The organism is Pseudomonas sp. DWP3-1-3b3 (genome assembly GCF_049896305.1).
GTDB classification, from domain to species: Bacteria; Pseudomonadota; Gammaproteobacteria; order Pseudomonadales; family Pseudomonadaceae; genus Aquipseudomonas; species Aquipseudomonas azotoformans_A.
In genome coordinates this window covers 167,245-194,101 of record NZ_JAFCUA010000005.1, presented here as the reverse complement: position 1 = coordinate 194,101, position 26,857 = coordinate 167,245, and the positions used below count along the sequence as shown (strand labels likewise).

The window sequence follows — 26,857 nt, the reverse complement described above, 5'->3', positions numbered from 1 at the left end:
TGAACAACCACTCCCATTCGTAGAACGCTAACCCGCTATAACGGCGCTTTGACCGACACATGAACATCTGACATCGCCCACTTGTTAAATCATGTATTACCCAAGCCGCTCCCCTGGTGTCCTATGGATCAAACCTGCGCCGTATCCACGACAAAGGCCCGACAATGCAGAAAACAACGTAAAGCACTACTCGCGCCACACCTCGTGTCGGCCTGCTCGCGGGTTGCCATCTCACCTCGGGCACAAATGTCCCTGCAGGTTTGAAATGTGCTAGCGGTTTCGTCAGAAAGCTGTACCACAATCCGCCATCAGCGATCTGAGCACGTAAATTCGATGGTACAAAAAAATCTGAGTGGCCAAACCCTGTATTACGCACGTTGAGCGTGCTGGTGCATGCATAACCCTCTTTGCCCCCAGGTCCTGCGCCCGGGATAGTGTATTGAGCAAGCGGCACGGCCGAGTCCTTAGCTCCGACGTGATTCATCACCGCTTCCACTCGGCCTGACGCGATAAGACTGCGCCAATCAAAGTCGGGGCGCACGATGCTGCCGGCCGTGATTACGCGCCCGAACGCGAGGTCGTGAAAATCTGGATCGTTCAGAATCAGCGAAAACAATCGCGTGCCGAAGCTGTGCGCAATAATGTCTGGCCTTGAGGGACGACCGCTGTCGGTCGCCTGCTTGATCGCAATCCTGATTCTTTCCCCTAGCCGCTTTGCCAACCTTCGATGTAACGGCATAACCAGCACATCGATGGTCGCCCAGCCATACTTGTAGATGAGTACGGGCGCCGAATAACGTAATCGATTGGCTATCTGCCAACTGAACTCTTCCTGCCAGGGCGCGCGACTGTTCATGCCATGGATGACGATGACCCAACGTATGTCGCGGCTGTTGGCTCCCGCAAGGCGATAGAAATACTCGACCAGAGTCTCGACGCCTTCCTGCTGAAAGTCCGTGTGGCAATAAAGACACTCGGATAGCTGCGCTACGAGTACTTTGGTACATATTGGGCAGCGAAACGCCTCAATTCTTTTAGCCTTCCCTGATGTCACTAGTTGGTCGACAAATGCGATCAGCACCGGGTCCATCACTGCAGCGCCTACGGAGTGCGCAAAAGCCGCGAGGGTAAATTCCAAACCGTCGCCCTGCCCCGTACGTCGGTTGATTTCTGCCGCCCAGCGATGCTCATTCGACTCGAGACTGGTCATGGTTGGTTGTTGTAATCCCAGAGCGTTTCGACCACTTTAAATACATCCTCGCGCTTGCATTGCGCACCAATCCTCAAACGGCCCTCACTGCCATAGACCTGCACGGGAATTCGGCGAGTCGTGCCGTGGTCCTCCGGTGCAAAATGCAACATGCCTTGGGCTCGAGTGAACTGGCTAGCGTCGACGGCGTGAAGAACACCGCGCACGGCTGCCACAGACTCGATGCCGCCTTCGGCGAGTGTTGATGCCATTTCCACATAGCCACTGTCGAGTTCATAACGCGTCGAATGCACACCGTGGTCATCCCTGGCGGCCACCTTTACCGCCTGGCTAAATGAGATTTGGACAAGGGATACCGCCGGACAGCCGATGGCCCAGAGTGCTTCGGTCACCTGTGTAAACACTACGGCATGATCGATATCCGGATTACGGTGTATCAAAATAGCGCAATAAGGCTGAGTAAAATCCCACTCGAAGCGCACCACGCTACGATCAAAGCGTTGACGATAGGCGTCGAACCGGAAACGCTGCAGCCCCTCCTCCACCACATAGTCTCTCGGCGTCCATCGATTCCAGCCTTCCTTGCTCTGATGCCACTCCATCGATAGACCGGGCCTGCCCAGGCTGATCTGCTTAAGATCCAGCCCCTCGGGAAAGTCCAGGCTCACTCCCGCATCCAATGCACGCGCATGGGGGCTCGCAGCAATGCCAGCGGCCAAAGCGGGAGCGTCAGTCTCAGGTGCTTGGAACAAGTAAAGATGCTGATCACCCCAACCTTCAACCTCCGCAAGCCATGCTTCCAGCTTGGCTTGCGTAATGACATCTTCGTCAATGGCGGCATTAAGGTTGTTTGAAAAATCATCCTTTGTGACACCAATTCGCGTTCCGTTATCACGCAGCAGATCTTTGATAAACGTATTGCCCTGGGCAACCACCACCCGACGTACCAGTTCCTTGAGTTGCAGCTTGCTCATCGCCATGGTCGCGTCCTCAAGGAATAACGACAAAGGGTACGCTTTGGATCACCGGCATCATCTCTCCCGAACTGGTGACGACCAACTGATGTCTTCCTTTTTTAAAGGTGTTCGCAGCGTAATTGAAGCACGCTAAATTCGTTGATCCACTGACGCTGACAGGGGTCAATCCCGTGACTTCTGTGGGAGGCTTCGCTTCCAGGTTGAATATCCGATAAGCGGGCGACGTGACGGGTTTGTTATGACTCAGGCAAAAAGACGTGCCGGCGGTCGCACTGGGGGCAAACTCCCCTTTGTCGTTCAAGGGCGATACGAAGGTGATCCCATTGCGGCTGGTCTGTTCCAATTCCTGCGCAGTGTCCAGCGCAGTTCTGGCCCGCTCGTAACCGGCATTCATCAGTAAGGCACTGGTGCTTTTCTTGTTGATGGATTGCACCGCCTGCTCCGCTTCGATCAAGGCACGACGACGGCCCCACAAACCGGCGTCACCGCCCTTGACGATCGAAAAAGCCAGCCAGGTCTTGTCTTTGAACAACTCACCGCCCTTGCGTAAGCCGTGGTTGGAGGGCTGGATAGCGTGGGAGCTCAAATCAATATCTTCAAGAGATACCCGGTCCGGCGTGTCGGCCCAACCACGCCGAATGGCGGTAGGAATCAGCATCAATGAGTCGCCAATCCAGGCCAGTGGATTCTCCTGGTTACCCCTGCCCGTAAGATAGAAATAGCAATTGGTGGGTGCGCAGCGTTCTTGGTTGATCAACACGTAGTTGCCTGGATTGAGCGGCAGCATCGATCCATTTTCATCAGCCGTGGCGTCCGCAGGGCGGGCAACCATGTCCAAATCGATCTGCATCACCACATCGTCCTTATTCAAGGCGAGCAAGCTCTTGGCGACTTCTTTGGCGAACACTTGCTCTGCTGCAGTGATCGGATTCGCCAGCGACAGCGTCTTGCTGGCAGAACCGAGGAAGTCGAGAAAGGCCGCGGTGTCTTCGTTTTCACCCTGGTCGTATTCCAGCACCGTCAACTTCATTGACAGGTGATCGGAGTCCAACTTCTTCGGACCATACAGCAGCTTGTTCAAAATCGGAGGATTGGCACCATCGGCGACGCCAAGGTAGGGACCGAGCACCTTGGTGATGGTTTCTGTTTTTTCATCGTTTCCCACCTCCGTGAACTCGGCAACGATCAGCACTTCATTCACCCCTCCCATGTCCTTGAGGTACTTGAAGTAGGCGTCTGTCAGATACACCGCAAATACATCGCCGCCACTGCCGTTACTGTCTGGCTTGCGTATGGCGCGTGTAGAGTCGGTGCTGAACAAGTCGGCCGAGACGCCTCCGGCGCGGGAGTTCCTCAAGTCCTGCAAGGATTGTTCGTACTGATCGCTGGCGGCGCCAAGTTTATCCCGTGCTGACTTGATCGCTTGGTCCGTCGCTTGCGGCTTTTTCAGCGCGTCCAGTTCGTTTGCAGCACGGGTCCTCGCTTGCAGCAACCCGGCGGTATCGATGAGTTTTTTATCGACCACCTCGGTTTTCGCCGGTTGGACTTGGTAAAGATGAGCGGTTGCAGTCGGCACGGCACAGCCGGCGGTCATCAACGACAGTCCGACGATGAGTGCGGATAGGACATAACTGCCAGCAAATGCACTCAGCCTGGCAGCGGAGTGTTTTGGCCTCTTGGAGGTACGCATCCTTTCTCCCTAATGAATGCTGGCAGTTTGCCTGTCTGCGCAGACTAGATCAGGCCCAGTCGGAATGCAATCGGGTACAGCAATGCGTAAAAGTAATCAAGAGTACGCATAGACGTGTCCACCCTCAAACCGTAAACCCACACTCCATACCTCAGCCCCGGCTAATGCTGAAACGTCATCACCTCCTATTCGCCCGCATGTTAATCTCGCCCCACCACGAATAGACATTGATCGTCACAAGACGATGACCAGAACCAGGAAAGCCCATGCCAAAGATTTCTCACTCAGCCCTGCGCCGCACATTCCGTGAATTGCTTGCCACCCCAACCTGCGTTGAAACCGCTTCCGTGTTTGACCCGATGTCGGCGCGCATTGCCGCTGACCTGGGTTTTGAAGTCGGCATCCTCGGTGGCTCCGTTGCGTCGTTACAAGTATTGGCCGCACCCGATTTTGCGCTGATCACCCTGAGTGAGTTCGTTGAGCAAGCCACCCGCATCGGGCGTGTCGCCCAACTGCCGTTCATTGCCGACGCCGACCACGGCTACGGTAACGCGCTGAACGTGATGCGCACCGTCGAAGAGCTTGAGCGTGCCGGTGTGGCCGCGTTGACCATTGAAGACACGTTGCTGCCTGCGCAGTTTGGCCGCAAGTCCACCGACCTGATCTCCATTGAAGAAGGCATCGGCAAGGTCCGCGCCGCGCTGGAAGCCCGTGTTGATCCTGAGTTGTCGATCATTGCCCGGACCAATGCCGGTGTGCTGCCGACCGAAGCCGTCATCGAGCGCACCCTGGCGTATCAGAAAGCCGGCGCCGATGGGATTTGCATGGTCGGTGTAGCGGATTTCGAGCATCTGGAGAAAATCGCGGAGAACCTGACGGTGCCACTGATGCTGGTGACTTACGGCAATCCCAAGCTCAATGATGCCAAGCGCCTGGCAAGTCTCGGCGTGCGTGTGGTGGTTGCCGGTCACGGCGCTTACTTTGCCGCGATCAAGGCGACTTATGACAGCCTGCGTGCCCAACGCCAGTTGACCCACAGCACTGATAACCTCAGCGCCACCGAGTTGACGCACACCTACACCTTGCCGGAAAACTACGTGGCGTGGGCTGAAGAGTTCATGGACGTCAAAGAGTAAAGCGCCCCGCTCCGCTTTCCTTGCTGGCAAAAAAAGTTCCAACGCCCCGGTTGATCAATGGCTGTCGAGGGCGCTGGAACAAAACTGAATAAAACCGCTGGGTTTAAGCGACCCGGGCTGCTTGCTGCAGAAATCTCAAGATTTCATAGGCGATCAATTCAGGCGCCTCGCGCTGTGGAAAATGCCCCACCCCCTCGATAACGACCCGTTCGTAGTGCCCGGAAAAGAACGCTTCACGGCCTTTGGAGCTGTCTGGGTGATTGCACGTATCGGCACCGCCATGCAGGACCAGGGTTGGTAGCGACAGGACCGGGGCTGGAATCAGTTTCAAATCTGCGGCATCCGATACCGCATCGCCGTCAACGAATCCCCATCGATGGCGGTAGGAATGCAACACCACCTCCGCCCAATCCGGCCCCTCGAATGCACGGCCGGCGGTCTGGAAATCGTCCTCCGTAAACCATCCGGCAGGTGACCAGGTCTCCCACAGAGTGCGGGCGAATTCATGCCGATTCTGTTCAACTGTTTCGCGCCCCCTGGGTGTCGCCATAAACCAGTGATACCAGTAATTTCGCGCTTGCTGGAGGGAAATGGGTTGATGAGGATCATTGGTCCCGTAGCCCACCGACACCATCACCAAGGCCGAAGCAACACCCGGCCGGAGCCCGCAGGCGTTGGCAACAGCCCTGGCTCCCCAGTCATGGCCGACCAGCACGGGCGCTTGCAAATCCAGGGCGTCGATGAAATCCAGCAGGTCCAGCCCCAAGGTTGCCAATGCGCCACTGCGTGGTGTGTCGAGGTCACGGAACGTGGTGGGCGCGAACCCCCGCAGTGCCGGCGCCAATACGCGAAAGCCGGCATCGGCCAAGGCTGTTGCGGTGCGCATCCAGGTTTCAGGACTGTCCGGCCAGCCATGCACCAGTACGGCGACTCTGTTCGAGCCGGGGTTCCATTCCAGATAACCGACGTTCAACAGCGGTGTGGACACAAAGGCGTAATTCATGATGGTTCAGGCTCCAGGCGATTAGCTCAGACAGATGCTATCGCCGCGAAACAAACTGATTCATGATGAATCACGATTGATTGACAACTTTTTGAGGTGAATGCCGTGAGCCTGGACAATCCCGCCGTTTCCCTGGATATCTCCCTGCTGCGGACCTTTTTGACGGTGGTCGATTCAAGCAGTTTCGCCTCAGCAGCGGAGGTACTGGCCATCACGCCTTCGGCCGTCAGTGGCCATATCAAGCGTCTGGAGGACGACGTCGGGGTCCGGCTGCTGACCCGGACAACCCGCCGTCTGGCGCTGACCCCCGAGGGAGAATTGCTTTACACCTACGCACGAAACATCACCTCGCTGGAACGGGAGTTTCGCGCAAAGTTGCGCGGCTCGCATGTCGAGGGCCGAATCCGTGTTGGCTCTTCCGAGGACTTCGCAGGCACGTGGTTGGCCGAGGTACTGCAAGCCTTCGGGCGCAGTTTTCCGCGCACGGCCATTGAAATGAAAGTCGGCATCACCTCCGATCTACTGCAACAGCAGCAGCAAGGCAAACTCGATGTGGTGTTCGGCAAACAGTGCAGCCGAGTAACGGATGAAGGCGATCTGTTGTGGGAAGAACCGCTGGTGTGGGCGTTCAATTCAAAGGCCGTACTCACTGACGACAGCCCTGTTCCACTGGCGGTATTCCCGGAGCCCTGCGTGTATCGTGAAGCCGCCATCCGCGCATTGTCGGGTGCAGGGCGACCTTGGCGGCTGGCATTCGAGAGCAGCAGCATGGCCGGGTGCATTTCCGCCGCCCTGGCCGGTTTTGCCGTTGCACCCTTGGCCCGTAGCCAACTGCGCGAAGGTATTAAAGAGCTGGGGGCAGCTGAAGGTCTACCGCCCCTGGCCTGCGCACGGTTCTATGCCTTTTACGACAAAGCCGAAGGCCCCCTCAGGGCCTTGGTCGAGTCCGTCAAGGACATTGGCAGGCGCCGCCGTTTTATCTCGCACTCATTCCAAACCAGCGGTTAATTCAAAAAGTACCCGTGCTGCGTTTTTTAGCGTGTATCCCTGCTGTATCGTAAAACCGATACACGCTTTCAAATCAACGCAACGAGGCAGTACCGTGAATAGGATATGCAACAAGGTTAGGGTTCACGGCGCTGTACTGTCTGGGTGTTTGTTAGTTGCGACATGCACTCAGGCCTCCCAGGCACCTGTACCTGCCTATGGGCTGTATAACGTTGCCGATTCATTGAAGAAGAACATGCAACAGCCGTATTACACGGCCCCTTACTTACTGTCTGATGCACTGGCCTCACGCCAGGGTGTTGCCTTGGTTGTTTGCGTACAAAAGGCCCTGGCCGAGCGGGAGTATTACACCGGGGAGATCGATGGCATCGTCGGACAGGAGACCGAAACCGCGCTGTTCCTGTTTCAAATGGACCTGGAGTTGAATATCACCGGCAGCATTAACTCCGCCACCCTGGAAAAACTCAATATCGACACACCTGAATGGTTTAGCCAGTAAGCCATTTCTATGAACCTGTCTGTCACTGAATTCCCCTGGCGCTTTCGAGTGGTCATCTCACTCTTTGCAGCGCTGGTCGCTTTGATCTCCTGGCGCATCCTCGATTTGCAGGTCATCAACCGGCAGTTCCTGATAAAACAAGGGGACGCCCGCAGCCTGCGCCATCTCCCACTCCCCGCGCAGCGCGGCCTGATCACCGACAGAAATGGCGAACCGCTGGCTGTCAGTACCTCCGTCATTTCCTTTTGGACCAATGCCCGGGAGCTTGCCATTGCGCAAGACAAATGGCCGTTGCTGGCGGCGCTGCTGGAGATACCTGAACCCCGGCTGGCCGCGTTCCTGGAAAAAAACGCGCATAAAGAGTTTGTTTACCTGAGCCGGCGCCTGCCACCGGACAAAGCCGACGCGATCATCCACGGGGTCCATGACAACCACATCCCCGGCGTGTACAGCCTGGAGGAATCCCGTCGTTTCTATCCGGCAGGTGCTCTGACCGCCCATGTCGTGGGGTTCACCGACCTCGACGACAAAGGCAGCGAAGGCATCGAATTGGCGTTCGACAATGTGTTGAACGGGGTTGCGGGACGCCAGCAAGTCCTGAAGGACCGGCGTGGCAGCCTCATCCGCGACCTGGGTACCGCCAAGCCGGCAAGGCCAGGGCAAGACCTGGCGCTGTCGCTGGACCTGCGCTTGCAATACATGGCAAACCGGGAGCTTCAGGACGCCATCAGCGCCAATGATGCCTTCGCCGGCAGCGTGGTCATCATGGATGTCCGCACCGGGGAGGTGCTGGCGATGGTCAATTACCCCACCTACAACCCCAACAACCGAAGCCATCTCCAACCGGTGATGATGCGCAACCGGGCCTTGATTGATGTGTTTGAACCGGCCTCGACGATGAAGCCCTTTTCCATGAGCGCGGCGCTGGAGTCCGGACGCTGGAAGCCTACCGATACCGTCGAGGTCGGTTCGGGGATTCTCAAGATCGGCCGGTATACGATCCGAGATCTGTCCAGGACCCAGGGGCCGGTGCTGGACATGACCGGCATCCTGATCCGCTCGAGCAACGTGGGAATGAGCAAAGTGGCATTCGATATCGGCGGTGAAAAGGTCTTCGACCTGATGCGCCGTGTCGGCCTGGGGCAGGAAACCGGGCTGGGTTTTCCCGGTGAGCGGGCCGGCAACTTGCCCAGTTACCGGGAATGGCGCCCGGCCGAGACCGCGACGCTTTCATATGGGTATGGGTTATCTGTCACGGCCGTCCAATTGGCCAAGGCCTACGCGATCCTGGCGGACGGTGGCAAAAGCGTGCCGATCACCCTGCTTCGGCGGTCCTCGGCGCCCGCCTCCGTCCAGGTGATTCCAGCCACCGTCGCGGATACCCTCAAGCACATGCTGCAACAAGTCATCGAAGCCCCCAAGGGCATATTCCGGGCCAAGGTGCCTGGCTACCATGTGGCCGGTAAAAGCGGCACGGCGCGCAAAACCAGTACCGGCGTAAAGGGCTACACAGCGAACGCCTACCGCTCCGTCTTCGCGGGGTTTGCGCCCGTGCAGGATCCTCGGTTTGCCACTGTGGTGGTCATCGATAACCCACGCAAAAACGGCTATTTTGGCGGGCTGGTAGCGGCTCCGGTGTTCAGTCGGGTCATGGCAGAAGCTTTGCGGATGTACAACATCCCGCCTGACAACCTGGGCGAAAACACGCGTTAGCCCAGGCGGGCCATGACGAAGTCGACAAAAGCCGCCAGCTTGGGCAGGGACTTTTTCTGGCGCGGGTACACAATTTGTACCGGCTTGGGCTCAGGCAAAAATGCCTCCATGATGCTGACCAGCTTGCCGTCTTTAACGGCATTGGCGACCAGAAAGTCGGGCTGCATCAGTATGCCGTTACCTGCAACGGCGGCCTGGAGCAACACTTGGCCGTCATTGCTCTTGAGCACTGCGCGCTCTGGCCAGGGAAACTCCGCATCGCCGCTTTTCAGCGACCAGGCAAATGTGTTGCTCCAGGAGGTGTGCGTCAGAATATCGTGCGTACGCAAATCCTCGGGCGTGGTGGGTGTTTGCCGCGCCTGGAGGTACTGAGGCGCCGCACAGATCACCATGCGATAAGGCGGAAGCGGCTTGGCAATCAGATTGGCTTCGATCAGTTCGGAAATCCTGAAGCCTATATCGAATGAGCTTTCGTACAGGTCCATGACCTCGTTGCTCAGGATCAACTCGATCTGGATGTCCGGGTAAGCGCGCATAAAGTCCGAGACCAACGGCGCCACCAGGGAAACCCCCAATGTCATGGGCGCGGTGATGCGCAACAACCCGCTGGGCTTGCCGGTGGAGGCCTCGACCAGGCTGTAGGCATACTTGACCTGCTCCAACGCGAGTTTGGCTTCCTCGTAAAACAGCCGGCCCTCGCCCGTCACCGATTGACGTCGCGTTGTTCTTTGAATCAATTTGGTGTTGAGTGTGGTTTCCAGGCTTTGAATGTGGCGGCCTACCATGACAGCGGACATGCCCACCAATAAAGCAGCGTCGGCAAAACTTCCGGCTTCGACCACTGCCACAAATACTTCCATCTGCCTGAGTTTGCTCATGAGCGAATCTTCACACCTTAAAAAACGACGCTAACAACAAGGCCGCAGAAAAATACGCACGCTTGTTAAGTTCGTCAACACTCACTATCGGAGCGACAACTTTATAAGTTAGATAACGGCGTATTAAGTACTTCGGGTTCGACTATTACTAACTCACGCTACTTTTCTATTGTGAAGCGCAAAGGCTGGATTGCTAACCTCAGGTTAGTAGACAGCAAACGGCCGGTCCATTTATTGCTGGCGCGTTTGTGCATAAAGTCATCCGTCATCACCCTGAGCGACGAGGCTTTCCCCATGCAAACCCCACTGGATACCGCACTCAGCGCCTTTCCCAAGGCCGACCTGCTGCAAGGCCCAACCCCGATTCAGCGGGCGTCTCGGTTGGAACAGCACTTGGGCTTGGTCGAACAAGGCATTGGCCTGTTCCTCAAGCGTGATGACCACATGCTCATCGGCGGTGGTGGCAACAAGCTGCGCAAGCTGGAATTTCACCTGGGGGCTGCGCTTGCACAAGGCGTTGACACGATTATCACCGTGGGCGGTATTCAGTCGAACCATGCACGCTTGACCGCGGCCGTCTGCGCAAGGCTGGGAATCGCCTGCGAATTGGTACTCACACGCTCGGTGCCCAAGACGGAACTCGAGTATGAGCTCAACGGCAACGTGCTGCTGGACCAGCTGTTTGGTGCCCAAATGCACGTGCTGGACAAGGGCGCTGACTCGTTGGCCGGAGCCGAGGCCAGGGCGGCACACCTGCGCGAACAAGGCCGCAAGGTCTTGGTGCTTCCAACCGGAGGGTCGACGGCGGCAGGCAGCCTGGGTTATGCGCGCTGCGCTGCGGAAATCGTTCGCCAGGAAGCGTCACTCGATCGCGCCTTTACCCAAGTGGTGGTGGCCAACGGCAGCTCCGGCACCCACGCGGGGCTCTCTGCAGGCTTTGAGCTACTGGGCAGGGGCGCTTCCATCGTCAAGTCGTTTTCCGTACTCCATGATCAACAGACCAGCACCCACCGAACCTTACAATTGACCCTGGAGACGCTAGCCTTGCTTGGTAGCAAGGTCGACCTCGACGCAGCGGTTATCCATGTCGACGGCGGTCAACTGGGCGAAGGTTACGGCGTGCCCACTGAGGCCATGGTGGACGCCGTGCACCTGATGGCCCGCTTTGAGGGCTTGCTGGTGGACCCTGTGTACTCTGGCAAGGCGTTTGCCGGGGTGTTGGCCGACCTGCGCCAAGGTCGTTTTCGCCGTGGCGACAATGTGTTGTTCGTCATGACGGGTGGCACGCCTGGGTTGTTTGCCTACCGCGCGGCATTGACCCAGGCGTGAGCGCCCTTCCGTCGGTCAGTAGTTGGCGCTGGGGTTGCCCACCTCGATATAGCCGTTCTTCGGCGCGATAATCACGTCCAAGGGCGGCGGTGTAACGCCAAAATCATCCAATTGGTCCTTGAGCCCGGTGTACCAATCCTCTTGCTGTTTCTTGCGTGCATTGTCGGCCTTGATGTCGGCAATGATCGCGTAGATCAGCCCGCCGACTGCAGCAATACCGCCCACGGCACCGGCCAAGGCGCCCGCAGCACCGCCGATAACCCCTGCGGCTTCGGCGACACCTGCCGCCACGGTCGTGATTCGCGGTACCACATACGTGGCCACTTCCACCGCGCCTGCCACCGCCGACAGGCCATTGAGCCCGGCAAAGGTGCCCTGGAAGCCTGCGCCGACCTTGTCACCACTCTGGGCGGAGTTCTTCGCAGAAATCGCCCCGGTCACCAGGCCGAGCACGTTACCCGCCACGCCGCCCAGGCTCTTGCCGATGTTTTCCACGTCTTTCACGTACTTGGGCGCGTCAAACTTGTAGGTGCCTTGTTTGGTGCGGTCGAACTGATCCTGGACAAACTTGGCGCCGCCCTCCAGGAACAGACCCGCCGCCTGGAATGACTGGCCCACCGTCTGCGCCGTGCTGCCGCCCTTACCGCTGGCGATACGCGTGCCGATAGCGCCGGCGAGCAACACGCCGGACACGCCGTGCATCACCCCGGCTTTATACGCATCGCTGACCCCGGACGGCAGGTTACCGCCCCAACTCAGTTGGACTTTCTTGATCGCATCGTCGAACTTGGCGCCGCCACGCATCGCATCGTCCACCGCACGGATACCGCTGATGATATCGGCGGTCTTCGGCGGGGCTTCTCCCGGAGGCGTGAACGCGGCAATGTTGTCGTTGATCACCTGTTCCAGGCGCGGATCATTGGCGCCGCTGACGCCCAGGCCACGGTAGAAGTCATCGATGGTCTGGCCCTTGAGCAAGTCCTCGCGACCCAGCTTGGCGGCAGCGTCGTTGAACGTCGAGGTGCCGGCTTGCACGGTCTTGTCATCGAGCACCGCGTCGAAGATCGCCTTGTTCACCCCGGACTGGATCACCGCCTTGTCGGCCGGCATGCCGCTGGCAATCAGGTCGGACATTTCCTTGCCGGACGTGATGTGTGCGTACTCGGCCTTGACCTTGTCCTTGATCGCCTGCGGCGCGTTGTCCAAGGCCTTTTTGTAGTCCGGCTGCTTGCCCAGGGCCTGGGCGTAGAAGTCCGGGTACTTGATAAAACTCGACAGTGCGTCGGTGGTGCTGGCGCCCTTGGCGGAGAAGGCACTCTCCAAGGCATCGGTGCTGGATGAGGCTTCCAGGCGCCGCTCCATTTCCGCCTTGAGTGCCGGGTCGGCGGCGACCACTTTCTGCAGTTGCGCGGTGCCCTGGGTGTTGAGGAATTGTTGTACGTCAGGGTCCTTGCTCAACGTGTCGATGCGGCTTTGCACGTCCTTGATGAAGTCTTCGCGTTGCTGGCCTGGGGACTTCCCCTCGCCTGACCACTCCTTGGCAGCATCCGGCCCCTGGTGGGCGAAGGCATCCGCCCCGGCCTTGTAGTTGGCCAAGCCTGTGGACAGCTGGATGATCGCAGCGACTTTATCGGCGCCGCTGGCGCTGGTCTTGCCGGTGGTGAAATAGTCGGCGCCGACCTTGGACGCGTCCCCTCCAGCCGCCTTCACCGCGTCTTCCGTGGCCTTGGCGTTGAGGTCCTTGATCTGGTCGTCGGCACTGTTACCGTCCAGGCCCTTGAGGTTGTCGTAGCCGTACTTGCCAAAGTCCTGCAGACGGCCCGCCTCGGTCCCATGGCGGGCTTCACCGTCCTTGGTGAAACCGTCGATGCGGCCGTTGCCGACGTCACCGCCGTCGATGTGCTTGCCGGTTTCGTCGTAGTTCTCGACATAGTTGAGTACTTGGGCGGCACGCCAGGCGGCATCGGGGTCGTGTTCGAAATCACCGACACGCTCGCGCAGCTTGTCCTTGACCCCGCTCTGGTTGCCGAGGTTTTTCAGCAACGGGTTGTCGTCGATGATCTGTTGTGCGCTGCGGGTATCGCCCATCGGCCGGCCTTCGCCTGGCAGTGGCAGGTGGTTGGACGGTGCGTCACCCTTGGGCGGCGTTTTCGGCTTGGGTTGCGGCAGTTCGCCCTTGAGCGTGTCCCAGCCGTATTTGCCAAAGTCCTGCAGGCGCCCGGCCTCTGTCCCGTGGCGGGCATCGCCGCCTTTGGTGAACCCGTCGATACGCCCATTGCCAGCGTCATTGAGTTCGGCGCGCTTGACTGTCGGCTTGCCGTTCTCGTCGAGTTTCTCGATGTGTTCCAGCACGCGGCTGGCGCGGTAGGCGGCGTCTGGGTCATGTTCGAAATCGCCGACGCGCTCGCGCAGCTTGTCCTTCACGCCGCTCTGGTTGCCGAGGTTTTTCAGCAGCGGGTTGTCGTCGATGATCTGCTGGGCAGAACGAAAGTCCCCGCTTGGGCGTCGGGTGTCAGGGCCGAGACCGTTGTCGCCCGGTTGATTGTCTACCGCCCTGGATACCGCTTTGTTCCAGTTCGCGTTGGCGCCTGCGGTGGGTTTGCTGTCGACCGAATTGACCTGCATCACCTATCTCCTGTTTGGGCGTGGGGACAGGGATTATTGAAGGGTGAGTGCAACAGTCTTGTGACATGCGGACGATCGGCGCATTCCAGGCAATTATGAACTTCAAGCGCATAACTCGTTTGTGTTTGCGTGGATTATCGAAGGCAATCCCTCACCGTAACCTGTGCCCATAGCGCAAGCACACCGCCTTGCGCAGCACACAAACGGAGCTTTCCATGACCTTATCCACTCCCCGCCAGCTTGAAGGCAAAGTCGCGCTGATCACCGGCGCCAGCTCTGGCATTGGCCGTGCAGCCGCCGTTGTCCTGGCGCAACGCGGCGCAAAGATCGTTGCCGCTGCCCGCCGCCAGAGTGAGCTGGACGAGGTGGTTGCCGAGATCACCGCTCAGGGCGGTATCGCTTCCTCCATCGTGGTCGACGTAACCCGCGAAGCCGACATCATTGCCATGGTCCAGTTTGCCGTGGACACTTACGGCCAGTTGGACATCGCCTTTAACAATGCCGGCACCGAAGGCGTGTTCGCGCCGCTGATCGAGCAGGACAATGCGCGTTTCGACCTGGTGTTCGAACCCAATGTGCGCGGCGTCTTCAACTGCATGAAGTACGAGGCCAAGGTGATGCTGGAACAGGGCTTTGGCAGCATCATCAATAATGCGTCCATGGGCGGCGTGATCGGTTTCGAGAATGCCGCGCTGTATATCGGCACCAAGCACGCCGTGGTGGGCATGACCAAGACCGCATCCATCGAGTGGTTCAAGCAAGGGGTACGGGTGAATGCGCTGTGCCCAGGGCTGATCGAAACACCCTTCCACCATCGCGGGATCTGGCCGTCGGTAGACGCCCAACAGGCGTTCGCCGCCAGCACGCCGGCCAGTCGTTTCGGCACGGCTGAAGAGATGGCGACGGTCGTGGCGTTCTTGGGCTCGGAAGATGCCAGCTACGTGTCCGGTCACGCCCTGCTGGCCGACGGCGGCTACTCGGTGGCCTGACGGTTACGCGCCTGGAAGAAGTCGATAAATGCCCGGAGCTTTCCGGGCATTTGCGCACGGTTGGCGTAATACAGGTGGAAGGTCTCGGCGGGCGCCGCGTATTTCTCCAGCAACGCGACCAACGCGCCGCTGGCGATGTCCGCCTGGGCAAACGGCCGGAACACCAGGGCCACGCCACACCCCAGGCGCGCCGCCGACAAGGTGGTGCGCATCTCATCCAGCACCAGGCGTCCCTTCACCTGTAGCTCGACATTGGCCTTGCCGATGCGAAACGTCCAATCCATCAGCGGCCCGCGACTGCTCAAACGCTGATGGATGCAGTCGTGGGCCAGCAGGTCTTCAGGTGTGTTCAACGGCGCCGAGCGTGCCAGGTACTCCGGCGTGGCCACGGCCACCATCGGCTGCGATGCCCCCAGCGGCACGGCGATCATGTCACGCTGCAAGGCCTGGCCCAGGCGGATACCGGCGTCGAAGCCTGCGCCGATGATGTCGCTCAAGCCATTGTCCAGGGCGATATCCAGGCTGATGTCCGGGTAATGCGCGAGAAACGCCGCCACATGGGGTTCGATCAGCGAGGCGTAGGCCACGTAGGAGCTGTTGATTTTCAACGCGCCATACGGGCGGCTGGCGGTGTCGTGTACCTGCTGCACCGAGAAGCGAATCTGCTCCAGGGCCGGGGCCAAGGTGTCGAGTAATTGGCTGCCCGACTCGGTCAACGCCACGCTGCGCGTGGTGCGGTTGAACAGACGCACGCCCAATTGCGCTTCGAGCTGCTTGATGGTCTTGGACATCGCCGTGGGCGTGACCTCCATCTCGGCCGCCGCCCGCGCGAAGTTCATATGACGGGCTACGCATTCGAACGCGATCAAGGCTGGCAGGTGGGTGGATTTCAGGCTCATGCAGCGTCTCGAAGGGTGGATGCCAATGGTGTGGCGCAGCATAGGTGAGTTCAACTAACCCGGCCACGCAAAAAAAACCGCCGCAGAATCTGCGGCGGCAACCAAAGGATTTTGTCGAAGCAGAGCGGCTAAGACAGCGTCCACGCTACACCCGCAGTCGATTAAAAATAGTGAAGTTTAATTAATCGAGTTTCATCCCTTGGCCCGCTGCAGGCCCCGCAGACTGGGCTTAGAATCAAGCTCGGCAACCACGCCGAACACAATAAAAAACCGTAACAGCTCACCTGCAAACATCTGCCCATACACCTTTATGCACCCTCCAATCAGTGCGGTGTTTCTGTGCGCGCGTTCATTCTTCCGGGGAAGTTACAACATGATTAAACAGTCGAGCCTGTTAGCACTGGCGGTGTGTGCCAGTATCAGCCAACTGGCGTTTGCCGAAACGGTCACCGACCAGGCGGATTCCAAAGGGTTTATCGAAGGCAGTAGCGTCACCGGGTTGTTGCGCAACTACTACATGAACCGTAATCGCGAAGGTGGCCGGGCCGATAACATCGACTGGACCCAGGGCGCGATGCTCAACTACGCCTCGGGCTTCACCCAGGGCACCCTCGGCTTCGGCGTGGATGCCTACGCCTACGGCGGGCTGAAACTGGACGCCACCCACGCGGACGCCGGCACCGGCAACCTGCCGACAGACCGGCATGGCGACCCCGAAGACGCCTACGGCTCCGTGGGTGCGGCGGTGAAGATCAAAGTCTCCAAGACCCAACTGAAATTCGGTGACATGCAACCCACCGCCCCGGTCTTCGCCACCGGCGGCACCCGCCTGTTGCCGCAGACCGCCACCGGTTTCGACCTGACCAGCAGTGAAATCGGCGGTCTGGACTTGGAAGCCGGGCATTTCACCAGCACCAACAGCGGCATGACCAGCAACCATGACCACGATATCTACGCGACCTACGCCAATATCGCCGCCAACAGTGCCAGTTTTGTCGGTGGCAAATACACCTTCAGCCCGTCCCTGAGCGCGACCGTCTACGCCGGTGAACTGGAAGACATCTGGCGCCAGTACTACACCAACCTCAACTACGTGATCCCGCTGGCCCATGACCAGTCACTCGCGCTGGACGGCAACCTCTATCGCACCCTCGATACTGGCAGCGCCAAGGCCGGCGCGATCAACAACACCACCTACTCGCTGGCGGCGGCGTACTCGTTCCTGCAGGCGCACACGTTGACGCTGTCGTTCCAGAAAGTGCATGGCGACACGCCGTTTGACTACATCGGCACCGGTAACAACGGCGCGGGCGAAGGCGGCGATTCGGTGTACCTGGCCAACTCGGTGCAGTGGGGGGACTTCAACGGGCCGGGTGAACAGTCCTGGGGCATTCGGTATGACCTGAACATGGCCAGTTATGGCGTGCCGGGGCTGAGTTTCATGGGGCGCTATATCAATGGCTCGGACATCAATGGCACCCACACACCGGATCACAGCGCCTATGTGGGCGACTACGGCGCCGACGGCGCGCATCACGAAACCGACCTGGAGGCCAAGTACGTGATCCAGAGTGGCCCGGCGAAAAACCTGTCGTTGCGTGTCCGCGATGCGATCGTGGCATCGAACGCCGACCAACGTGATGGTGATCTGAATGAGTTGCGGCTGATCGTCGACTATCCGTTCACCTTGCTCTAATCAATCCGGCATCGCCCCCAACCGCTGGCGCATCCCTGCGCTGGCGGCTGGACCGGCTTGGATCGTGCACTGGTCCAGCGGCACACACTGGCCTGCGGCATTCGCCATCGCTGGCTGCACCGGCAACCCGGTCGCACGCTCTACCACTTCCACACTGTGACCTTCTTCGGCGAAATGCCGGTTGCCCCAGGCCACCAGCGACATCAGCACCACACTGAAGTCCTCGCCCTTGGCTGTCGGCACATATTCGTAGCGTGGTGGGCGCTCGCTGTAGGGCCGACGCTCCAACATCCCCGCCTCCACCAGGCCATTCAAACGGCGCGTGAGCATATTCGGCGCGATGCCCAGGCTGCGCGAGAACTCGTCGAAGCGGCGCAGGCCGTGCAAGGCGTCGCGCATGATCAGAATGCTCCACCACTCCCCTACCCGCTCAAGGCTGCGGGCGATCGGGCATTCGTCGCTGATGAGGGACTTGCGTTGCATGGCGTTTCCTGTGGGTCAGTGCAAATGTGGGTGACGCCATGTTACTTTCATGATGATAGTGACGTCCATAGGGTCTGTTCCCTCACCGCAACCGGAGTCGATTGATCATGAGTAAACGCATCGTTGTGACAGGCATGGGCGCGCTGACGCCGTTGGGCGCTGACGTGGAATCCACCTGGCGCCGCCTGTTGGCCGGGCAATCGGGCATTCGTCGCCTGCCGGAAGAGTTGATCGGGGATTTGGCGGTCAGCATCGGTGGCCAGGTGCAGAGCGCTATCCAGGATCCTGAAGCCGGATTTGACCCGGACCGCCTGCTGGCGGCCAAGGAACAACGCAAGATGGACCGCTTTATCCTGTTCGCGCTGGCGGCGGCGGATGAAGCCTTGACGCAGGCGGGCTGGGCGCCGAACACAGTGGAACAACAGGAACGTACGGCGACCATTATTGCGTCGGGCGTCGGCGGTTTCCCGGCGATTGCCGATGCAGTACGCACCACTGACAGCAAAGGCCCACGGCGTTTATCACCGTTTACCATCCCGTCCTTCTTGAGCAACATGGCCGCTGGGCATGTGTCGATCAATTACGGTTTGAAAGGCCCGCTGGGTGCGCCGGTGACGGCCTGTGCCGCAGGTGTGCAGGCCATCGGTGATGCGGCGCGAATGATTCGAGCCGGTGAAGTCGATGTGGCGGTGTGCGGCGGCGCGGAAGCGGCGATTCATCGGGTCAGCCTGGCGGGTTTTGCGGCGGCGCGGGCGCTGTCCAGTGACTTCAACGGCACGCCTGAATTGGCTTCGCGACCATTCGATCAGGCGCGCGACGGTTTTGTCATGGGCGAAGGCGCCGGCATCCTCGTTATCGAAGAACTGGAGCATGCCCTGGCGCGGGGCGCACAGCCCATTGCGGAGTTGGTGGGCTACGGCACCAGTGCCGATGCCTACCACATGACGGCCGGCCCGGAAGACGGCGACGGTGCGCGACGCGCCATGCAGCAGGCATTGCGCCAAGCCGGAATCGAGGCAGCCCAGGTGCAGTACTTGAACGCTCACGCGACTTCCACACCGGTAGGCGACAAAGGCGAACTGGCCGCGATCAGGACGGTATTCGGTGCTAACGGCAGCCCGGCGATCAGTTCGACCAAGTCCGCTACCGGGCATCTGTTGGGCGCTGCGGGCGGAATCGAAGCCATCTTCACCGTACTTGCCCTGCGCGATCAGGTCGCCCCGGTCACCCTCAACCTGCAAAACCCCGACGCGCTTGCGGACGGCCTGGACCTGCTGCACGGTGCAGCCCGGCCGATGCCGATTGAATACGCGCTGTCCAACGGCTTCGGCTTTGGCGGCGTGAATGCCAGCGTGTTGTTCCGCCGCTGGGCGTAGTTTGCCCCTGCGGTATTTTTCGGGGACCATGGGCGCCTTTCTGAACCTGCCAATGAGAGGCGCCCATGGCCAACCACGACCTGCACTACACCCCGGATCCCGATGCCGACTCGATTTCTTCGGATGTGATCGGCTTCAACGGCATCTTGGTGTCCACCCAGATCCCGACCCGCGCCGATGGCAGCCTGGAGCTGGGCGATATCACCCTGCAAAGCGAATGCACCCTGCAAGCCTTGAAAGTCGCCCTGGAAAAGGCCGGCAGCTCCATGGACCGGGTGATGCACCTGACCATTTATCTGACGGACATGGCTGATCGCGGCGCCTTCAACGAGGTCTACAAGCGCTTCTTTGCCAAGCCCTGGCCCGTGCGTGCGGCGGTTGGCGTTGCCGCGTTGGCGGTAGAGGGCATGCGCGTGGAAGTCACCGCGATGGCCGCTCAAGCCTGATTGGGTGCCGGTCAGGCATTTCACAGCTACAATGCGCGCCTCAACCGTGACAAGCCTGACTAAAAAAACTATGTCCTTGCCCAAGCATCACCTGGAATTGCTCAGCCCTGCCCGCGATGTCGCCATCGCGCGCGAGGCGATCCTGCATGGCGCCGACGCCGTGTACATTGGCGGCCCGAGCTTCGGCGCGCGCCATAACGCCTGTAACGACGTGAGCGATATCGCGTCCCTGGTGGAATTCGCCCGCCGTTACCACGCGCGCGTCTTCACCACCATCAACACCATCTTGCATGACAACGAACTGGAACCCGCGCGCAAGCTGATCCATCAGCTCTACGACGCCGGCGTCGACGCGTTGATCGTGCAAGACCTGGGCGTGATGGAGCTGGATATTCCGCCCATAGAGCTGCACGCCAGCACCCAGACCGACATTCGTACCCTGGGCCGCGCCAAGTTTCTCGACCAGGCTGGTTTCTCGCAGCTGGTATTGGCCCGTGAGCTGAACCTGCAGGAAATCCGTGCCATCGCCGACGAAACCGATGCCGCCATCGAGTTCTTCATCCACGGCGCCTTGTGCGTGGCGTTCTCCGGGCAGTGCAACATCTCTCACGCACAGAACGGCCGCAGCGCCAACCGGGGCGATTGCTCCCAGGCCTGTCGCCTGCCGTACACCTTGAAAGATGACCAGGGCCGCGTCGTGGCCTTTGAAAAGCACCTGCTGTCGATGAAAGACAACAACCAGAGCGCCAACATTCGCGCACTGGTCGAAGCGGGCGTGCGTTCGTTCAAGATCGAAGGCCGCTACAAGGACATGGGTTATGTGAAGAACATCACCGCCTATTACCGCCAGCGCCTGGATGACGTGCTTGAAGACCGCCCGGACCTGGCTCGCGCCTCCAGCGGCCGCACAGCGCACTTCTTCCTGCCGGACCCGGAAAAAACCTTCCACCGTGGCAGCACTGACTATTTTGTTACCGACCGCAAGGTCGACATCGGCGCCTTCGACACTCCAACCTTCACCGGCCTGCCGGTGGGTGTGGTGGAAAAAGCCGGCAAGCGTGACTTGCAAGTGGTCACCCATGAGCCGCTGTCCAATGGCGACGGCCTGAACGTGCTGATCAAGCGCGAAGTGGTGGGTTTCCGCGCCAACATCGCGGAGCCTAAAGGCGAGTTCGAGGAAGATGGCGAGAAGCGCTACCGCTACCGCGTCGAGCCCAATGAAATGCCGGCCGGGCTACACCAGTTGCGCCCGAATCATCCGCTGAACCGTAACCTGGACCACAACTGGCAACAGGCGCTGCTCAAGACCTCATCCGAGCGCCGTATCGGCCTGACCTGGGCCGCGCGCCTACGTGAAGAACAGTTGGAAGTCACCGCTACAAGCGAAGAAGGCATCAGTGCCAGCGTCACCCTGCCCGGCCCGTTCGGCGTGGCCAACAAGCCGGAGCAGGCGCTCGATACTTTGCGCGACCTGCTCGGCCAACTGGGCACCACCGAATACCATGCGACCGACATCCAGTTGGATGCGCCGCAGGCGTTCTTCATCCCCAACTCACAACTCAAGGCCTTGCGCCGCGAGGTGATCGAAGCGCTGACCGCTGCCCGTGTGGCCGCTCACCCGCGTGGTGGACGCAAAGCCGAAACCACTCCGCCGCCGGTCTATCCGGAAGCGCATCTGTCGTTCCTGGCCAACGTCTACAACCAGAAAGCCCGTGATTTCTATTACCGTCACGGTGTGAAGCTGATCGACGCCGCCTTCGAAGCCCATGAAGAAACCGGCGAAGTGCCGGTGATGATCACCAAGCACTGCCTGCGCTTCTCGTTCAACCTGTGCCCTAAACAGGCCAAGGGTGTCACGGGCGTGAAGACCAAGGTCGCGCCGATGCAACTGATTCACGGCGATGAAGTGCTGACCCTGAAGTTCGACTGCAAGCCGTGCGAGATGCACGTCGTGGGCAAAATCAAGGGTCACATCCTTGGCTTGCCGCAGCCGGGCAGCGCAGTGGAGCACTTCAACCCGGAGAACATCATTTTCCAGGGTACGCACTGACCCTCTGGGAGCGGGGCCACCACCAGCCCCGCTGCAACCCCGCCGCCGCCAGCAGAATTGCCGCCACACCCAGCCATTGCAGCCAGCCCAGACGATGCCCGAAGGCGATCCAATCGACGAAGATCGCCGCAATCGGGTAGATGAACGACAGCGCACCGGTAATGGCCGTGGGCAGTTTCTGGATCGCGCCGTACAGCAGCACGTACATCAAGCCGGTATGCACCACACCCAGCGTCACCAATGCCGTCCAGGCATTGGGGGTGGCCGGCAGACTGTTCCAAGGCACCATCGGCGCGAGTAACAGCGCGCCGGTGGTCACCTGGATCAACGCCATCAGATGCGGCGGCACTTCTTTCAGACGCTTGATGATCAGCGCCGCAATCGCGTACAGAAAGGCCGCGCCCAGCGCCAGGGCGATGCCGACCAAGTAGTCGTCGCCAGTCGGTTGGTCGCCATGGGCAGTGACAATCGCGAGCATGCCCAGGAATGCCACACTCAACCACGCGAGTTTCTGCGCGGTGATCTTTTCTCCCAGGAACACCGCCGCCAGCATCACCAACATGAACGGCTGCACGTTGTACACCGCCGTGCTGATGGCAATCGACGCACGGGAATAGGATTCGAACAGCAGCAACCAATTGCCGACAATCGCCACGCCGCTGAGCATCGCCAGGCCGAGCTTGGCCCAGCTCAGCAGGTCCAGGCGCAAGTAACCCAGCAGTGCGCAGACCAGCAACAGTGTCAGCCCGCCGATCACGCACCGCCAAAACACCACTTCGATCACCGACACGCCAGACACCAATACAAACCAACCAATGGTGCCCGAGATCAGCATGGCGGCGATCATTTCCCACGACCCGCGACGGATGGATGTGTCCATGATTGAAGCTCCTCAAGTGAGGCTCAATTATGGCAATCTGCTCAGCAGCGGCTCCAGCGCCTAAAAAAGGCCAAAACGCTGGATTGCCTTTACTTATTAGGTGGACACCATGATTGACACCATCGACCAGCAACTCATCGCGGCTTTGATGGACGACTCGCGCCTGTCCCTCAAGGCCCTGGCCGGCATTACCGGGCTGTCTTCGCCCAGCGTCGGCGAACGTTTGCGCCGTCTCGAAGAACGCGGCGTGCTGACCCACTACACCGTCGACATCGACCCCAAGCATTTCGGCTACCTGCTGCAAGCCATCGTGCGCATCCGCCCCCTGCCCGGCAAATTGCATGAGGTGGAACGGCAGATCCAGGCGATTCCCGAATTCACCGAGTGCGACAAGGTGACCGGCGAAGACTGCTTCATCGCACGCCTGCATGTGCGCACCATGGATCATCTGGACAGCCTGCTCGACAAGCTGAATGCCTACGCCGAAACCAACACTGCCATCGTCAAGAAAACCCCGGTGAAACGCCGCCTGCCGCCGCTGGGGGATTAGTGATTTTGAGTCACTAGCGCAATGCCTGAGCGAGCATTCCGTCATGACTGTGCGCTGTTTATCCTGGCGCCACTCTTTGGAACAACAGGTAGAACGCTCATGTACGTCATTACGGGAATCACAGGCAAAGTCGGCGGCGCCCTGGCGCACAATTTGATCAAGGCGGGCCAACCGGTGCGCGCGGTGGTGCGCGATGCAGGCAAAGCGGTCTACTGGGCTGACCTGGGCTGCGACGTCGTGCTTGCGGAAATGGAAGATGCTCAAGCGCTGACGGCAGCATTCACCGGCGCGACCGGCGTGTTCATCCTGCCGCCGCCAGGCTTTGATCCGCAACCCGGCTTCCCCGAAGCCCGCGCCGTGATCAGCGCCGTCAGCCAGGCCCTGCAGGCCGCCGCACCGCCGAAAGTGCTGTGCCTGTCGACCATCGGCGCCCAGGCCGAGCAGGTCAACCTGCTGACCCAGCGCACCTTGATGGAGCAAGCCCTCAGCGCCCTCGACATCCCCGTTACCTTCCTGCGCCCGGCGTGGTTCATGGAGAACTCGCTGTACGACGTGATCTCAGCCCGCGACACCGGCGTGATCCACAGCTTCCTGCAACCACTGGACAAAGCCGTGCCGATGATCGCCACGGCGGATATCGGCAGCGTGGCGGCACAGTTGCTGCAGCAGGACTGGGCCGGCCAGCGTGTGGTGGAACTGGAAGGCCAATGGGTGAGCCCCAACGACATCGCCCGGACCTTGGCGCAATTGCTGGGCCGCGACGTGCATGCCGAGGTGGTTGAGCGGCATACCTGGGAAGCGCTGCTGCGCTCGCAAGGTGCGCAGAACCCACTGCCGCGCATGCGCATGGTGGATGGGTTCAATGAAGGGTGGATTTGTTTTGAGCATGATCAGGTGCTTAAGGGGACGACGCCGTTACAAACCGTATTGCGCGAGCTGATGAACCAATAAACAGACTTTCTGTGGTGAGCGGGCTTGTTGTGGAGAGCAGGTTTCCTGTGGCGAGCAGGCTTGCCCTGCGTTGGGCTGCGAAGCAGTCCCAAGTCCAGGCAATGCGGTTTTGCCTGACACACTGCGGTGGCTTTGGGAGGGGCCGCTTCGCGCCCCAACGCGGGGCAAGCCCGCTCGCCACAACAAGCCCGTTTGCCACAAGAAGCCCATTCGCCACAGAACTGGGGTAACACAAAGACACTGAACTCAACGCGACAGAGTCATCTGCGCTGCTAGCGTGAAAAATCCCTATCCATTCAAAGGAGCAACGGATTGCCTCGCCAGCCCAACTCTCATCTTTTACGTCGTGGTCGCTATTCAGAATCAGGCCGATCTTATCTGGTCACTGCTGTAGTGCATCGACGCCAGCCCCTATTCAACGATTTCAAGCTAGGGCGGTTATTAGTCGCTGAATTCAAGCGAGCCCATGATGCGGGTCTGGTGAACTCCCTCGCCTGGGTGGTCATGCCAGACCACTTTCACTGGTTGTTTGACCTCAATAACGCAACGCTTCCTGATGTGATGCGCCAGACCAAGTCACGCAGTACCTTGAGCATTAACAAAGCCCGTCGCAGCCAGGAAAAGTTTTGGCAGCGGGGTTACCACGACCGGGCTGTCCGCGCAGAAGAGGACCTGTTGAAAATGGCTCGTTACATCATTGCCAACCCATTACGCGCAGGGTTGGTTGAGCACATTGGCGACTACCCATTATGGGATGCAGCCTGGCTATGAGGTGTTCATAAACCTCTTGTGGTGAGCGGGCTTGTTGTGGTGAGCAGGCTTGTTGTGGCGAGCGGGCTTGCCCCGCGTTGGGGCGCGAAGCGGCCCCTTTCAAGATCACCGCAGTGTGTCAGGCAATACCGCATTGCCTGGACTTGGGGCTGCTTCGCAGCCCAACGCGGGGCAAGCCCGCTCGCCACAGGAAGCCTGCTGGCCACAACAAGCCCGCTCGCCAGAGAGAGCAGCCGTCAGCCATGCAGTGCTTTTGCCGCAGTAAGCAAGCCTTGGAACTTGCGATATCGCACTTCCAGTACCGCCTGCTGCTTGGCATCCGGCAAGTATCGCGCCTTCACCGCCATCCCCGCTTGCAACAGTCCCTCCCCCTGCCCGATCGAAAGAAACCCCAGCTTCGCAGCCCCGATACAGGCACTCAACTCACTGCCATGCAACGTAAAAATCTCCCGCTGCAGGATGTTGGCCAGCAACTGCGCCCAATACTCGCTGCGCGCCCCGCCGCCCACCAAGGCGCAGGCCCCGACGTCGGCGCCGGCCGATTGCAAGGCGCGCAGCGCATCCAGCAAACCGAAACCCACGCCTTCCATCACGGCATAACCCAGCATCGCGGGTGTGCAGTCGTGGCCCAGGCCCATGAAACCGCCGCGCAGCAGTGGGTCGTTGTGGGGGGTGCGTTCTCCGGCAAGGTACGGCAGAAACAAAGGCGTGCTGAGTGGCACGGGTTGTTCGATTGGCAATTGCGCCTGCACCTGGTCGAGCAACGTCTGTTCATCCGCAGTGCCCGTCAGCCGTGTGACCCAGCGTAGGCAACTGGCCCCGGCGAGCATGGCGCCCATGGTGTACCAACGGTTGGGCAGCGCATGGCAGAAACTGTGCACGGCGCTGGCCGGGTTGCCGGCGGCGTGGTCGGTGATTGCGACGATGGCTGCGCTGGTGCCGAGGGTGATGAAGCCGTCGCCAGCATTGATCGCACCGATTCCGACAGCCGCCACCGGGTTGTCGCCACCGCCGCCAGCGATCACGACGTCAGCCGACAACCCAAGGCCCATCGCCGTCAAACAAGCGCTCGCGGCACCGCCTTCGATCAACCGGGGCATTTGCTCCGGCGCAAGTCCCGTAGCGCGCAGCATGGGAGCGAACCACGCGCGTCGTGCCACATCCAGCCATAACGTGCCGGCAGCATCCGACATCTCACTGATGCGCTCGCCACTCAGGCGCAACCGCAGGTAGTCCTTGGGTGACAGCACACAGTCAATGGCCCTGAACACTTCAGGTTCATGGTGTTGCAGCCACAGCAATTTCGGCGCCGTCAGCCCGGCCATCGGCAAGCTGCCGGTGATGCCGGCGAATTCCGGGCCCAACTGCTCGGCCTCGGCGACCGCACGGGAGTCATCCCACAGAATCGCCGGGTACAACACCCGATCATTCGCCCCCAACAACACCGCGCCGTGCATCTGCCCGGACAGGCCAATACAGGCCACACGCGCAAATGCCTCATGCGGGCGCAACTGGGCCAGCGCTTGCACACAGGCCTGCCACCAATCCTGCGGGTCTTGCTCGGACCAGCCGCTATGACGCCGCGACACGCTCAAGCGCACGCCGGCATGGGCCAGCACCGTACCGTCGAGGTCCATGAGGATGGCCTTGAGTTCCGAGGTGCCGAGGTCGATGCCGAGGGAAACGGGATTGCTCATA

The 26,857-nt window shown here is 60.0% G+C and carries 23 protein-coding genes; 13 read left to right on the top strand and 10 right to left on the bottom strand.

Going from position 1 to position 26,857, the window contains the following annotated elements; all coding sequences use genetic code 11:
• Positions 1 to 121 precede the first annotated feature (121 nt).
• The 3 genes from ACP7BX_RS17215 to ACP7BX_RS17205 are packed head-to-tail and all read right to left on the bottom strand — an operon-like array spanning position 122 to position 3,877.
• Complete coding sequence (locus ACP7BX_RS17215; protein ID WP_426129041.1) at positions 122 to 1,210, bottom strand: hypothetical protein; 1,089 nt, start codon at positions 1,208 to 1,210, stop codon at positions 122 to 124.
• Positions 1,207 to 2,190 (bottom strand): hypothetical protein, encoded by a 984-nt coding sequence (locus tag ACP7BX_RS17210; RefSeq protein WP_426129043.1) that lies wholly within the window; start codon positions 2,188 to 2,190, stop codon positions 1,207 to 1,209. The genes ACP7BX_RS17215 and ACP7BX_RS17210 overlap by 4 nt, the downstream gene beginning before the upstream one ends.
• A 10-nt stretch (positions 2,191 to 2,200) precedes the next feature.
• Positions 2,201 to 3,877, bottom strand: a complete 1,677-nt coding sequence (locus tag ACP7BX_RS17205; protein ID WP_426129045.1) for a hypothetical protein — start codon at positions 3,875 to 3,877, stop codon at positions 2,201 to 2,203.
• Between the two features lie 266 nt (positions 3,878 to 4,143).
• Here ACP7BX_RS17205 and ACP7BX_RS17200 point away from each other — a divergent pair, with 266 nt between their 5' ends.
• Positions 4,144 to 5,013, top strand: coding sequence for an isocitrate lyase/PEP mutase family protein (locus ACP7BX_RS17200; RefSeq protein WP_033902205.1), 870 nt, complete (start codon positions 4,144 to 4,146; stop codon positions 5,011 to 5,013).
• Positions 5,014 to 5,116: 103 nt separating this feature from the next.
• On the opposite strand, the gene ACP7BX_RS17195 is transcribed toward ACP7BX_RS17200, so the two are convergent.
• A complete protein-coding gene (locus tag ACP7BX_RS17195; RefSeq protein ID WP_426129047.1) occupies positions 5,117 to 6,016 on the bottom strand; it encodes an alpha/beta fold hydrolase in 900 nt (299 codons plus the stop codon).
• A gap of 105 nt (positions 6,017 to 6,121) precedes the next feature.
• On the opposite strand from ACP7BX_RS17195, the gene ACP7BX_RS17190 reads away from it, so the two are divergent.
• The 3 genes from ACP7BX_RS17190 to ACP7BX_RS17180 all read left to right on the top strand — a co-directional run bounded on the left by ACP7BX_RS17190 (position 6,122) and on the right by ACP7BX_RS17180 (position 9,236).
• The gene (locus ACP7BX_RS17190; RefSeq protein ID WP_426129049.1) at positions 6,122 to 7,024 is read left to right on the top strand and encodes a LysR substrate-binding domain-containing protein; all 903 of its coding nucleotides are present in this window, start codon (positions 6,122 to 6,124) and stop codon (positions 7,022 to 7,024) included.
• Between the two features lie 235 nt (positions 7,025 to 7,259).
• Positions 7,260 to 7,523: a peptidoglycan-binding domain-containing protein gene (locus ACP7BX_RS17185; RefSeq protein WP_314526705.1), complete on the top strand. Its 264-nt coding sequence runs from the start codon at positions 7,260 to 7,262 to the stop codon at positions 7,521 to 7,523.
• 9 nt (positions 7,524 to 7,532) lie between these two features.
• A complete protein-coding gene (locus ACP7BX_RS17180; RefSeq protein WP_426129051.1) occupies positions 7,533 to 9,236 on the top strand; it encodes a peptidoglycan D,D-transpeptidase FtsI family protein in 1,704 nt (567 codons plus the stop codon).
• On the opposite strand, the gene ACP7BX_RS17175 is transcribed toward ACP7BX_RS17180, so the two are convergent.
• Positions 9,233 to 10,114: a LysR family transcriptional regulator gene (locus tag ACP7BX_RS17175; protein ID WP_426129053.1), complete on the bottom strand. Its 882-nt coding sequence runs from the start codon at positions 10,112 to 10,114 to the stop codon at positions 9,233 to 9,235. The two genes, ACP7BX_RS17180 and ACP7BX_RS17175, sit on opposite strands and share 4 nt — an antisense overlap.
• A 294-nt stretch (positions 10,115 to 10,408) precedes the next feature.
• On the opposite strand from ACP7BX_RS17175, the gene ACP7BX_RS17170 reads away from it, so the two are divergent.
• The gene (locus ACP7BX_RS17170; RefSeq protein WP_426129055.1) at positions 10,409 to 11,443 is read left to right on the top strand and encodes a D-cysteine desulfhydrase family protein; all 1,035 of its coding nucleotides are present in this window, start codon (positions 10,409 to 10,411) and stop codon (positions 11,441 to 11,443) included.
• A 15-nt stretch (positions 11,444 to 11,458) separates the two neighbouring features.
• Here ACP7BX_RS17170 and ACP7BX_RS17165 read toward each other — a convergent pair whose 3' ends face one another.
• A complete protein-coding gene (locus ACP7BX_RS17165; protein WP_426129057.1) occupies positions 11,459 to 14,068 on the bottom strand; it encodes a hypothetical protein in 2,610 nt (869 codons plus the stop codon).
• 215 nt (positions 14,069 to 14,283) lie between these two features.
• Here ACP7BX_RS17165 and ACP7BX_RS17160 point away from each other — a divergent pair, with 215 nt between their 5' ends.
• Positions 14,284 to 15,057 carry an SDR family NAD(P)-dependent oxidoreductase gene (locus ACP7BX_RS17160; RefSeq protein WP_426129059.1) on the top strand — a complete coding sequence of 258 codons (774 nt, stop codon included), beginning with the start codon at positions 14,284 to 14,286 and terminating at the stop codon, positions 15,055 to 15,057.
• Here the strand turns inward: ACP7BX_RS17160 and ACP7BX_RS17155 are convergent.
• The gene (locus tag ACP7BX_RS17155) at positions 15,042 to 15,956 is read right to left on the bottom strand and encodes a LysR family transcriptional regulator (protein ID WP_426129061.1); all 915 of its coding nucleotides are present in this window, start codon (positions 15,954 to 15,956) and stop codon (positions 15,042 to 15,044) included. The genes ACP7BX_RS17160 and ACP7BX_RS17155 overlap by 16 nt on opposite strands.
• A gap of 373 nt (positions 15,957 to 16,329) precedes the next feature.
• Between ACP7BX_RS17155 and ACP7BX_RS17150 the strand changes: the two genes are divergently transcribed.
• The gene (locus ACP7BX_RS17150) at positions 16,330 to 17,652 is read left to right on the top strand and encodes an OprD family porin (RefSeq protein WP_426129063.1); all 1,323 of its coding nucleotides are present in this window, start codon (positions 16,330 to 16,332) and stop codon (positions 17,650 to 17,652) included.
• On the opposite strand, the gene ACP7BX_RS17145 is transcribed toward ACP7BX_RS17150, so the two are convergent.
• Positions 17,653 to 18,135 carry a winged helix-turn-helix transcriptional regulator gene (locus ACP7BX_RS17145; protein WP_016975712.1) on the bottom strand — a complete coding sequence of 161 codons (483 nt, stop codon included), beginning with the start codon at positions 18,133 to 18,135 and terminating at the stop codon, positions 17,653 to 17,655. It lies immediately after the preceding gene.
• 107 nt (positions 18,136 to 18,242) lie between these two features.
• Here ACP7BX_RS17145 and fabF point away from each other — a divergent pair, with 107 nt between their 5' ends.
• The 3 genes from fabF to ACP7BX_RS17130 all read left to right on the top strand — a co-directional run bounded on the left by fabF (position 18,243) and on the right by ACP7BX_RS17130 (position 22,007).
• Positions 18,243 to 19,511, top strand: a complete 1,269-nt coding sequence (gene fabF, locus ACP7BX_RS17140) for a beta-ketoacyl-ACP synthase II (RefSeq protein ID WP_426129065.1) — start codon at positions 18,243 to 18,245, stop codon at positions 19,509 to 19,511.
• A 65-nt stretch (positions 19,512 to 19,576) separates the two neighbouring features.
• Positions 19,577 to 19,957, top strand: coding sequence for a RidA family protein (locus ACP7BX_RS17135; protein ID WP_038843294.1), 381 nt, complete (start codon positions 19,577 to 19,579; stop codon positions 19,955 to 19,957).
• A gap of 70 nt (positions 19,958 to 20,027) precedes the next feature.
• Positions 20,028 to 22,007, top strand: coding sequence for a peptidase U32 family protein (locus ACP7BX_RS17130; protein ID WP_426129068.1), 1,980 nt, complete (start codon positions 20,028 to 20,030; stop codon positions 22,005 to 22,007).
• On the opposite strand, the gene ACP7BX_RS17125 is transcribed toward ACP7BX_RS17130, so the two are convergent.
• Positions 21,985 to 22,887 (bottom strand): DMT family transporter, encoded by a 903-nt coding sequence (locus tag ACP7BX_RS17125; protein WP_426129070.1) that lies wholly within the window; start codon positions 22,885 to 22,887, stop codon positions 21,985 to 21,987. The genes ACP7BX_RS17130 and ACP7BX_RS17125 overlap by 23 nt on opposite strands.
• Before the next feature lie 109 nt (positions 22,888 to 22,996).
• Between ACP7BX_RS17125 and ACP7BX_RS17120 the strand changes: the two genes are divergently transcribed.
• The 3 genes from ACP7BX_RS17120 to ACP7BX_RS17110 all read left to right on the top strand — a co-directional run bounded on the left by ACP7BX_RS17120 (position 22,997) and on the right by ACP7BX_RS17110 (position 25,159).
• Complete coding sequence (locus tag ACP7BX_RS17120) at positions 22,997 to 23,437, top strand: Lrp/AsnC family transcriptional regulator (RefSeq protein WP_426129072.1); 441 nt, start codon at positions 22,997 to 22,999, stop codon at positions 23,435 to 23,437.
• 99 nt (positions 23,438 to 23,536) lie between these two features.
• Positions 23,537 to 24,388 carry an NmrA family NAD(P)-binding protein gene (locus tag ACP7BX_RS17115; protein ID WP_426129074.1) on the top strand — a complete coding sequence of 284 codons (852 nt, stop codon included), beginning with the start codon at positions 23,537 to 23,539 and terminating at the stop codon, positions 24,386 to 24,388.
• 312 nt (positions 24,389 to 24,700) lie between these two features.
• Positions 24,701 to 25,159 (top strand): REP-associated tyrosine transposase, encoded by a 459-nt coding sequence (locus ACP7BX_RS17110; protein WP_178952735.1) that lies wholly within the window; start codon positions 24,701 to 24,703, stop codon positions 25,157 to 25,159.
• Between the two features lie 236 nt (positions 25,160 to 25,395).
• On the opposite strand, the gene xylB is transcribed toward ACP7BX_RS17110, so the two are convergent.
• A complete protein-coding gene (gene xylB / locus ACP7BX_RS17105) occupies positions 25,396 to 26,856 on the bottom strand; it encodes a xylulokinase (protein WP_426129076.1) in 1,461 nt (486 codons plus the stop codon).
• Between the last annotated feature and the right edge of the window lies 1 nt (position 26,857).